Origin of the sequence: Aquabacterium sp. (assembly GCF_016234775.1) — a bacterium.
GTDB lineage: Bacteria > Pseudomonadota > Gammaproteobacteria > Burkholderiales > Burkholderiaceae_C > Aquabacterium.
In genome coordinates, this window is sequence record NZ_JACRAH010000012.1 from 1 (window position 1) to 10,881 (window position 10,881).

The 10,881-nt window shown below is 61.2% G+C and carries 4 protein-coding genes; 2 read left to right on the forward strand and 2 right to left on the reverse strand.

Going from position 1 to position 10,881, the window contains the following annotated elements; genetic code table 11:
• A partial coding sequence (locus tag HY836_RS04435) for an argininosuccinate synthase (protein ID WP_290673954.1) occupies nt 1-1,062 on the reverse strand: 1,062 nt, incomplete at its 3' end.
• Nucleotides 1,063-1,267: 205 nt separating this feature from the next.
• Between HY836_RS04435 and HY836_RS04440 the strand changes: the two genes are divergently transcribed.
• Nucleotides 1,268-1,915, forward strand: a complete 648-nt coding sequence (locus tag HY836_RS04440; protein ID WP_290673956.1) for a hypothetical protein — start codon at nt 1,268-1,270, stop codon at nt 1,913-1,915.
• Nucleotides 1,916-1,927: 12 nt separating this feature from the next.
• On the opposite strand, the gene HY836_RS04445 is transcribed toward HY836_RS04440, so the two are convergent.
• Nucleotides 1,928-4,324: a diguanylate cyclase gene (locus tag HY836_RS04445; RefSeq protein ID WP_290673958.1), complete on the reverse strand. Its 2,397-nt coding sequence runs from the start codon at nt 4,322-4,324 to the stop codon at nt 1,928-1,930.
• 276 nt (nt 4,325-4,600) lie between these two features.
• On the opposite strand from HY836_RS04445, the gene HY836_RS04450 reads away from it, so the two are divergent.
• On the forward strand, nt 4,601-10,881 hold a 6,281-nt coding region (locus HY836_RS04450), incomplete at its 3' end, for a DUF4347 domain-containing protein (RefSeq protein ID WP_290673960.1).

Sequence of the window (10,881 nt, forward strand, 5' to 3'; positions counted from 1 at the left end):
CCAGTAGCCGTTGTAGATCATGCGGGCGTAACGCGGCATCAGGTCATCCTTCAGCGCCAGGACTTCGCGGTCCAGGGTGATGGATTCGATGGCGCGGTGGCCGCTCAGCAAGATGGTGCCGCCAGGGGTTTCGTAGCAGCCACGGCTCTTCATGCCGACGTAGCGGTTCTCGACCTTGTCCAGACGGCCAATGCCGTGCTTGCCGCCGATTTCGTTCAGCTTGGTCAGCACGGTGGCGGGCGACATCTTCACGCCGTCGATGGCGACCACGTCACCCTTTGCGTAGGTCAGCTCGATCACTTGAGCCTTGCCAGGCGCCTTCTCGGGCGAATTGGTCAGGCGCCACATATTGGCTTCGGGCTCGAAGTTCGGATCTTCCAGCACGCCGCCTTCATAGCTGATGTGCAGCAGGTTGGCGTCCATCGAGTAAGGGGCGCCGCCCTTGCGCTTCTTGAAGTCCACGGGGATGCCGTGCTTGTCGGCGTAGGCCAGCAGCTTTTCGCGCGACAGCAGATCCCACTCGCGCCACGGTGCAATCACCTTCACGCCGGGCAGCAGGGCATAGGCACCCAGTTCGAAACGAACCTGGTCGTTGCCCTTGCCGGTGGAACCGTGCGAGATGGCGTCGCCCTTGGTCTTCTTGGCGATTTCGATCAGGCGCTTGGCGATCAGGGGGCGGGCGATGGAGGTACCCAGCAGGTATTCGCCTTCGTACAGCGCGTTGGCGCGGAACATGGGGAACACGAAGTCGCGCACGAATTCTTCACGCAGGTCTTCGATGAAGATGTTTTCGGGCTTGATGCCCATCTTCAGCGCCTTGGCGCGTGCGGGTTCGATCTCTTCGCCCTGGCCGATGTCAGCCGTGAAGGTGACCACTTCGCAGTTGTACTCGTCCTGCAGCCACTTCAGGATGATGGAGGTATCCAGACCGCCGGAATAGGCCAGGACAACTTTCTTGACTTTCTGAGCGCCGGCAGCAGGGGCCTTGGTGGCGGCCACGGGAGCGGCCTTGGAAACCTTTGCCGGCTTGGCGGCGCGGGCTGGCTTGGCAGTTTTGGACATGGTCGAATCGGTTGATAGAGACGAAACCAGGCATTTTACGCCCTGTAGCCCCGCAGAGGCCACGTCCGCCAGTTTCACGCCGCTTTACGCAAACTTCACGTGCGCCCCGTCAGCGAAGCTCAAAGGCCGTCCGTTGAGCTTGACAAGGGCGGCCTCGACCGCATGTTTCGACCAGATCGGGCGCCCTGCACCTCAGGAGATCCACATGCTCAACCGCTCTTCCCGTTCCCGCAGCGCCGGCGCTCTCACTCTGACTGGCCTGGTTTTGTCCACCGCCGCTTGTGCGGGGCCTCGGGTGGGCGACGTCGTCGGTGCGCCATCCACCACCTCCATGACGGTCCAGGCCAAAGTGGTGTCGGCCACGCCGGTAATCGGCCAGGTGGCTGTACCCCGCCAGGTCTGTTATGACGAACTGCGCCAGAACCCGCCCCGCTCGTCCGGTGCGGGTGCGGTGATGGGTGCCATTGCCGGTGGCGTGATCGGCAACTCAGTAGGTAAAGGTGCAGGCAAGGCCCTGGCCACGGGCCTGGGCATCTTTGGTGGCGCCATCGCTGGCGACCACATCGCGAACGATGGCCGACAGGGATCCACCAGTTCCGTGCGCCGCTGTGAGCAACAGGCCGAGTACGAAAACCGCGTGATGGCCTACAACGTGGTGTACGAGTTCGCGGGCCAACGCTTCAGCACGCAGATGGGCCAGGAGCCTGGCGCCACCATCCCCGTGCAGGTGACCTTGAGCCCGATGGTGGCACAAGCACCCGCCATCGCACCGGCGGTGTACGTGCCCAGCCCTGAGCCTGTCTATGAGGAACCGTATGAACCCGGCTGGCGCCGCCACCGTCGCTGGGATTAAGCCACCTTGGATTCAGGCAGCCAGTTCGCAGCGATCCCGCCCCGCTGCCTTGGCCGCATAGAGGGCCTCATCGGCTCGCTGCAGGGTGCGGGCGATAGGCTCATCAGGCAGATGCTCGGCCACACCGGCCGAGAAGGTCACCGTCAAGCCCACATCTGACAGACCGAGTTCTCGCGCCGCCAAGGCATCGCGCATGCGCGCCATGGCCATCACGCCGTTGACGCCAGGATCGGCGCCCACCAGCAACACCAGGAACTCCTCGCCACCCCATCGGCACAGCACGTCGCTGTCGCGCAGATGGTTGCGTGCAGCCTGCGCGAAGCCGATCAGCACCTCGTCACCCACCGCATGGCCGAGGGTGTCATTGATCGCCTTGAAGTAATCCAGATCGATGAGCGCCACGCTGAAGGACTTGCCTGAGCGCTGATGCCGCACGCACTCCCGGTCCAGCAATACCTGCATGTACTGGCGGTTGAACAGGCCGGTCAACGGATCCCTTACCATCACCTGGCTCACACGCTCGGTGGCCTCGATGAGCTGGCGTTTCTCTTCCCGGACCTTCTGGCGGATGTCGCTCAAGCGGGTCGACTGCAAGGTCAGGATCCACAACACCATGCAGGTCATGGCCACTTCCAGTGATTCACGACGCGGCATGAAACCCGGCACATCGGACAGAGCCCGCACAAGCAGCACGCCCAGCATCATGACCAGGTAATAGCGCCCGATCCAGACCGTCTGCGTCGGCCTCAGGCTCGTGAAACCGAACACCAGGCTCAGACAAATCATCTGCAAGGTACTGGGACTGGTGGAAGGCATCATGCCGTAGCCAATGATGACGCCTGTGCCGCCCCACAGTACCTGCACCATCACGAAGGAGGGATCTCGCCATTTGACCGTCACACCTGATCTCAGTAGCGCGAAGGGCACCACAATCGCGAGCACGTTGTGAGCCACAAAGCCCATGCCCTGTTCATAGGTGAGCAAACCGGACGGCATGACATACAGCACGAAACCCGCGATAGACGCCAGGTAAACGCACAGACTGAGCATGCACAAGGCCATGGCTGGGCGCAGCTTCTGGTTCGAGCCGCACAGCATGTTCAGCAGGCGATGACGCCATCCGTGCGCCGGCTGCTCGTTGAGCGGTGGAACCTTTTCGTCCAGATCATCGATGACCAGATCCGTCCAGGTCCGCGCATTCGAGAGCAAGGGCGTGGCGCTGGCCGGTGCCAGGTTGGCTCGCCTGCAAGCCCGTGCCGCACCATCCGGCGTGGAAGCCAGCTCGCCATGCACATTCACCCTGTCGCGCCCTTCAGCCTTGGCTGCATACAGCGCTCGGTCAGCCAGCTCAAGCGTGTGATCCACCTGATCCTGCCGCGCGTGCTGACAGATGCCCGCAGAGAAGGTCACGCTCAAACCCGGCGCACATGGCGACCAGTCATGCGCATGACAGGCCTCGCGCAAGCGATGCAGATCTGCCAGGGCCTGGTCGTTGCTGGTCTCGGCCTGCAAGAGCAGGAACTCTTCGCCACCCCAGCGTGCCAGCATGTCGGCACTGCCCGGCAGGACCTGCTGTGCAATCTGCGCAAATGCCTTGAGGACCTGATCACCCACCGCATGCCCGTGCACATCGTTGACGCGCTTGAACAGATCAAGGTCCAGCAAGGCGACCGTGAATGGACGACCACTGCGCCGACTGCGCCGAGCCTCATCATCCAGCAAACTCAGCATATGCCGACGATTGAAGAGACCGGTCAGCCCATCTCGGATAGACAGCTCGTGGAGCCGCTCCAGGGTCTCGGCCATCTGTTGTTTCTGGCGCGCGTGACGGGATCGGGCCGCACGCGCCTGCCCTGAGACTGCGTACAGCACAGGCAACACCACGGCCAGGATCAGGAGTGTGAACAGCTCGTGAAACCAGTTCAGGGGAACCGGGTGCCAGTAGTGGCGGGATGCTGTGGCCAGCATGGGCAACACCAGGCACAGCGCCATGGCCAGCCGCACCTGCTGACGCGGCAAGCGCCATAGGTCAAAAACCACGATCACACACAACCACAGCAAGGCGGTGCTGCGCAAGTCATCCAGCAAAGCATAGCCAATCGCCACCAGCGCGATGCTGAATGACGACTGCGTGAACGCCAGCATGGGGTCTTGGGTTCGAACTGCCCAGCCCATGTGAAGCGCCAGGTAGATCAGGCCCAGTGACAGCACCGTATAGACGGTGATCAACGCCGCCACTCCGCCCTTCACCGACCCCAAGTAGGTGCCAAGGCAAAGCAAGGCCAGCACGGCCGCATAAGAGGGAAACGCCAACCAGAAGCGCTTCAGTCCGCGCCGGCGCATCTCACCCTGGTCCCGATCAACCGCGGGCTGACTCGCTGACGAGAGGGAAGACACAGACAGGTTCATGTGGCGGTCGGACGTGGGAACATCCGATGTTTTCGTCCATTCGGCAGCCAGACTTGAGCGATCACGCCGGAAAATTCCCGCATCACGGCAAGGCCATCCCATCGGTAAAACTGTGACTTCAGCACGCTTTTCGGCGCATTAAACGCCCATCGAACCCTGCAAGATCCAGACACCCCCCCAAGATGGCAACGGGGGCTTGTGCGCTGATCGGATCAGGTATGTTCAATGTCGCGTCGATCGAGGCGAAAAGCCGTGTTCGCACGGCTGGAGGGCTGCATGCTTAGCAAGGCCCGGTCTCTGCTCGCCCGTCTGCGCTCACCACGTGCATCCCGACCGGAAGAAACTTGCTTTGACGGCCGCATGGAGGAGCTGGAGCCACGGATCCTGTTCAGCGCGGACGCGGCTGGCGCCATGCTGGATCCCGCATCCCTGCCTGCAGCACAAATGGAGCAGGCCATCCAGCAAGTCATGCCCCCCCTTGCCGCGGACACCCGCCAGACGGAGGCAAGCCTGGCTGCCGTTTCGGCAGGAAAAGAGGTGATCTTTCTGGACATGACCGTCGGCGACGCCAAGACGCTGCTGACCGACCTGTTGCAGCAGCAGTCCGCAGGTCGGCCCATCGACATCGTTCAGATCGAAGCCGATCAGGATGGCGTGTCTGTCATCACGGACTATCTGAAAGCCCAAAACGAACCCATCGACACCATCCACGTGATCAGCCACGGCGATGCCGATGGCCTGCAGTTGGGCGCGACACGACTGGATCTGATCACGCTGACGACCAGGCCAGGTGACATCAGTGCGTGGGGCGAGCACCTCACCGACAAGGCTGACCTGCTGCTGTATGGCTGCAACCTGGCATTGGGCGTCGAAGGAAGGGAACTGGTCGATCAGCTCGGCTTGCTCACGGGCGCTGACGTGGCCGCCAGCGACGACTACACAGGCGCAGCCGTGTTGGCCGGAGACTGGGTGCTGGAGTACACGACAGGCCAGGTCGACAGCACAACAGCATTGACGGCCAGCGCGCAAAGCGAGTGGGCCCATGTATTGGCCACGACCAGCTTCCGGGAGGGCGCCAGCAGCTATGCCGGCACGTCCGACACATGGATCAACAGCGCCACGCCGGACACCAACAACGGTGCACAGGGGACCATTGCGATAACGGACAACTCGTCCATGCAGGTGCTGATCAAGTTCGACAACATCTTCGGAACCGGCTCGGGTCAAATTCCCTACGGGTCGACCATCACGACCGCGACCTTGACCGTCTACACAACGCAGGATGGCACGGGCAATCCTGCCATCTATCGGGTCATCTCAAACAACTGGAGCGAAAGCAGCACCTGGAACTCGCTGAGCGGCGGCATTTCGCTCGACAACGTGGAGGCCAGCAACACGGCGGCCTCCAATGTGGACGTCAGCACCAACAACACCACCGACATCTTCACCAACCTGGCCAGCACGGTACAACTGTGGGCCAGTGGCACCGCCAACTACGGCTGGGTGATCGTCGATGACGGCAACGAGTGGAACTTTTCTTCTTCCGAGAACGGCACTGCGGCAAATCGCCCCATCCTGAACGTCACCTACACAGCCCCCACCCCGCCCAGCCTGGATCTGGATGCCAGCGGTGCCGGCAGCAACTTCTCGACCACCTTCACGGAAAACGGCGCTGCCGTCAAAATTGCCGACACCGATGCCTCGGTCACGGCAGGCAGCAACACCATCAGCACGAATCTGTCGGCCATGACCGTGACCATCAGCAACCTGTTCGATGGCACGGCAGAGTCATTGGCTGCCACGACAGCCGGAACCAACATCACGGCGTCCTACGACAGCGGAACCGGGGTGCTCTCCTTGACCGGCTCGGACACCGCTGCCAACTACCAGACCGTGCTTCGAACGGTGACGTACAGCAACACTGACGACACCCCAACGACCACCAGTCGATCGATCACCGTCGTGGCCGCCGATCCCTACGGTGGCAACAGCAGCACGGTGACCTGCACCATGGCCATCACAGCAGCCAACGATGCGCCGGTCATCACGAGCAATGGCGGCGATGCCACCGCATCAATCAGCGTCGCGGAGACCGTTGCGGCCGTCACCACGGTCACGTCAACAGACCCTGAAGGCACGGCACGCACCTACTCCATCGTCGCAGGCAACGACGGCGCCAAGTTCAGCATTGGAGCGGGTACCGGTGTGCTGACCTTCGTCAGTGCGCCCGACTTCGAGACCCCCACCGACAGCAATGCCGACAATGTCTATGTCGTGACCGTGCAGGCCAGCGACGGTAGCCTGACCGACACGCAGACGATCTCGGTCACCGTGACCGACGTTGGCGCCACCCTGGTGGTCGACACGACGTCGGATTCGAATGACACGGGCCTGGGCAGCAGTTTTACGGCGGAACAACTCAACGCCACCAAGGGCACTGACGGCAAAGTGTCGCTGCGTGAAGCGATCATCGCGGCCAACACCACAACAGGCACGGACACCATATCGTTCAACATTGCCTCCGGGTCGGCCGGTACCGGCGCTGATACCGGGGCCTACGTGATCACCACCTCCAGCGGCGCACTGCCAACCATCGGTGAAGCGATCACGATTGACGCCTCGACGCAGAGTGGCTATGTGGCAGGCGGTCTGCACACGGTTGTGCTGGACGGCAACGATGCTGCTGCCTATGGCCTGAACCTGAACAACGCCGCGGACGGCAGCACCATCCGCGGGCTGGTGATCCGCAACTTCACGTCGTACGGCGTCTACATCCAGTCCGGATCGGACGGCAACACCATTGCGGGCAATTTCATCGGCAGCTTCTATGCGGATGGCAGCAACAAGGGCGCTGGATCAGGCAATGCGTCAACCGGCATCTTCAGCCATGGCGCCAACACCGTCATAGGCGGCACGACCACAGCTGACCGCAACGTCATCTCCGGCAACCCGGCAGGCTACAACATCTACCTGGGAACGGGCTCGACCGGCACCACGGTCAAGGGCAACTATGTGGGCTTGAACGCCGCCGGTACAGCGGTGTTCAGCACCACCAATCCCGACTACGGGATACTGGTGGAGAGCACCTCCAGCAACATCACCATCGGCGGTACCACGGCTGGATCCGGCAACGTCGTGTCGGGCCACACACGAGAAGGGATGTGGGTCACCACATCCGGCACGGTCACCATCCAAGGAAACTATATCGGCACCGATGTGACCGGCACAGTGGACCTGGGCAACACACGCTACGGAATCTACCTCGATGACACCGGCAGCGCCACCATCGGTGGCAGCAGTGCAGGAGCAGGCAACCTGATATCGGGCAATGACCTTGGGGGTATCTATGCTTCCAACGCCAGCGTCTCGGTGCAAGGCAACATCATCGGCCTGAATGCCGCTGGCACGGCGGCACTGGCCAACAGTGGTGCAGGCATAGAGGTGCGCACCAGTGGCGTGTCGACCATCGGCGGAAATGGAAGTGGTTACCGCAACATCATCTCCGGAAACACGGGATACGGCATTCAGATCGAAACTTCCCCGGCTGGCGGACACGTCATCAAGGGCAACTACATCGGTGTCGGATCGGATGGCACCACGCTGCTGGGCAACGGGTCGGCGGGCATCTACATCAACGCCTACTACGCGACCATCGGCGGGAAGACATCAGGTGATGGCAACATCATTGCTGGTAATGGCGGCGCGGGCATCGCGGTTTCAGGCGGACACACCAATCTCTTCTACCGCAACTCAATCTACAGCAACACCGGATTGGGTGTTGATCTGGGCAATGACGGGGTCTCCGTCAATGACTACAACGACGGAGACGGCGGCGCCAACTATCTGAACAATTACCCGACGATTACCTCCGTGGTCACAAGCGGCGGCACCACGACGATCACCGGCACCATTGACTGGTACCAAGGCCCCGATACGATCTACATTGAACTGTTCTCCAGCGACAGCCAGGATGCATCCGGCTACGGTGAAGGCAAGAACTACCTGGGTGCTGCGCAGGTCACGACCACGTCAGGCACGGGTGATGCCACGTTTTCATTGACCGTCAGTGGTGTGAGCGTAGGGGCATGGATCAGCGCCATCGCCAACACGGAAACGTCTTTCCCAGGCGCATCGGAGTTCTCCAAGGCGGTGCAGGCCGTGGCGCCGGCCAATGCACCTCGGGGCCGCGTCATCTGGAACACCAACGACCGTCTCTATCAATACTATGCGGACTGGAGCACCGCAGGCTTTGGCGAGATCGGCACCAATGGTTTGAATCTAGGCGATGACATCTCGATGATCGAGGCCGTAGAGGCCCCGACGCGCAATGAGATCCTGTTCATCGGCTCGGCCGACGCGTCCGGACAGATCCTCGCTGCCATCTGGAACGGCAGTACGTGGTCTTCGGTGATCGCCATCCCTGTGGCCAGCCCCAGCGCCACGGCTTCCTTGTATGACAGCTTCGCCGTAGCCTATGACCAGATCAGCGGTGACGCGATGCTGATCTGGGATAACGGCAACACCGGCACGACGGGTTTGTCGTACGCCACTTGGAACGGCACAACCTGGTCATCCACCAGCACGATCAGCGCCCCAGTCAGCGGGGAACCTGTGCACATGAAGCTGGCAGCTAACCCGATCGGCCATGACATGGTGCTGGCAGTTGAAACGACAGCAGCCAGCAACAATCAGTACGCCATCGTATGGAATGGATCCAGTTGGGGAAACTCGCAGACGCTGGGCTCCAACAGCAGCAAACAGTACTTCGAATTGAACGTGGCCTATGAGCAGCAAAGCAGCCACGCCATGGTCATCTACGATGCGTCGGCGTCCAACTCGGCCAACGTGCAATACAGGGTCTGGGACGGCAATACCTGGGGCAGTGAGGGCTCCATCACTGCAGCCGCAGGCGTCACGTCTGCTTCCGAGTTGTACAACACAGCCATCGCCTCCGATCCAGGCAGCAACCGTATCGCCATCGCCGCCAAGAATGCCGCCAATGAGACTTGGTTGGCCGTATGGGATGGCAGCAGTTGGGGATCCACTCAACTGGCAACCACATCGGGTCTGCTGATCGGTGACTACCATGCGACCATGGCCGTGGCGTTCGAGAGCCAGTCGGGGGACCTCCTGGCCGTTTACGGAAAGGCGAGCGGCCCCAATCTCTACTATCGGACATGGACCAACGGCGGTGGCTGGTCTGCAGAAGGAACGGGGCCCAGCGTGGGTGGCACGGACGTGCCTTACATCAGCAAGCTGTACTCGGACCCCTATTCCAACACCATCATGCTGGGCGTACAGGACAACGCGTCTGACTTGAACCTGGTTGCGTGGGATGGCAGTGCATGGGGAACAGTCACGGAGTTGGACAACGCCACTGCCCACACCTACCGAGAGAACTTTACCTACGTCTGGTACCACAATGCACCGGTAGTGGCGAATCTGTCCGGGGACACCCTGGCCTATACAGAAGACCAATCGGCGCAGGTGATTGATCAGGGCACAGCCGCCACGGTCACCATGGGCGATGAGGCGGCCTACGACGGCGGCGACCTGACGGTTTCGTTGACGGCGGGCAGCACGGGAACGGAGGATGTGCTCGGCATACGGCATCAGGGTAGCGGAGCTGGCCAGATCGGTGTCAGCGGTGCCAACGTGAGCTATGGCGGCACCGTCATCGGGACTTACAGTGGTGGCAGCGGCGGCAATGATCTTGTGATCACGTTCAATGGCAGCGCATCCAACGCAGCCGTGACAGCACTGGTCAAGAACATCACGTACCAGAACACCAATACATCCACGCCTTCGACCACTACCAGAACAGCAAGGTTTGTGGTGACCAATGCGCTAGGCCAATCCAGCATCAACAACGATGCGTCGATCACTGTCACGGCGGTCAATGATGCCCCCGTCAATACCGTACCTGGTGCTCAGATCGTCAATGAAGACGCCTCCTTGGTCTTCTCTTCTGGCAACAGTAACCTTATTTCGATTGCTGACGTTGATGCCAGTGGTGGTCAGATGGAGATCACACTCAGTGTCGACCATGGAACGGTAAGTTTGTCAGGCATCACAAGCCTGACTTTCAGCGTGGGCGATGGTACCGCTGACAACACCATGACTTTCACTGGGACGGTCAGTGCCATCAACACAGCCTTGTCTGGTCTGACCTACTCCCCGAGCGCCAACTACAACGGTTCAGACACACTGACCATCACCACCTCAGACCAAGGAAACTCGGGAACCGGAGGCGCGGAATCAGACATCGATACCATTGCCATCACCGTCACCGCCATCAACGACAACCCCGTCATCACCAGCGATGGTGGTGGCGCCTCAGCCGCCGTCAATGTGGCTGAGAACAGCACTGCTGTGACCACCGTCACCGCCACCGATGCGGACGCCGGCAGCACGCTCACCTACAGCATCTCCGGTGGGGCCGACTCAGCCAAGTTCAGCATCAACAGCTCAACGGGCGTGCTGACTTTTGCTTCAGCGCCCGACTTCGAGTCACCCACTGACGCAGGCGGCAACAACGTCTACGACGTGATCGTGGA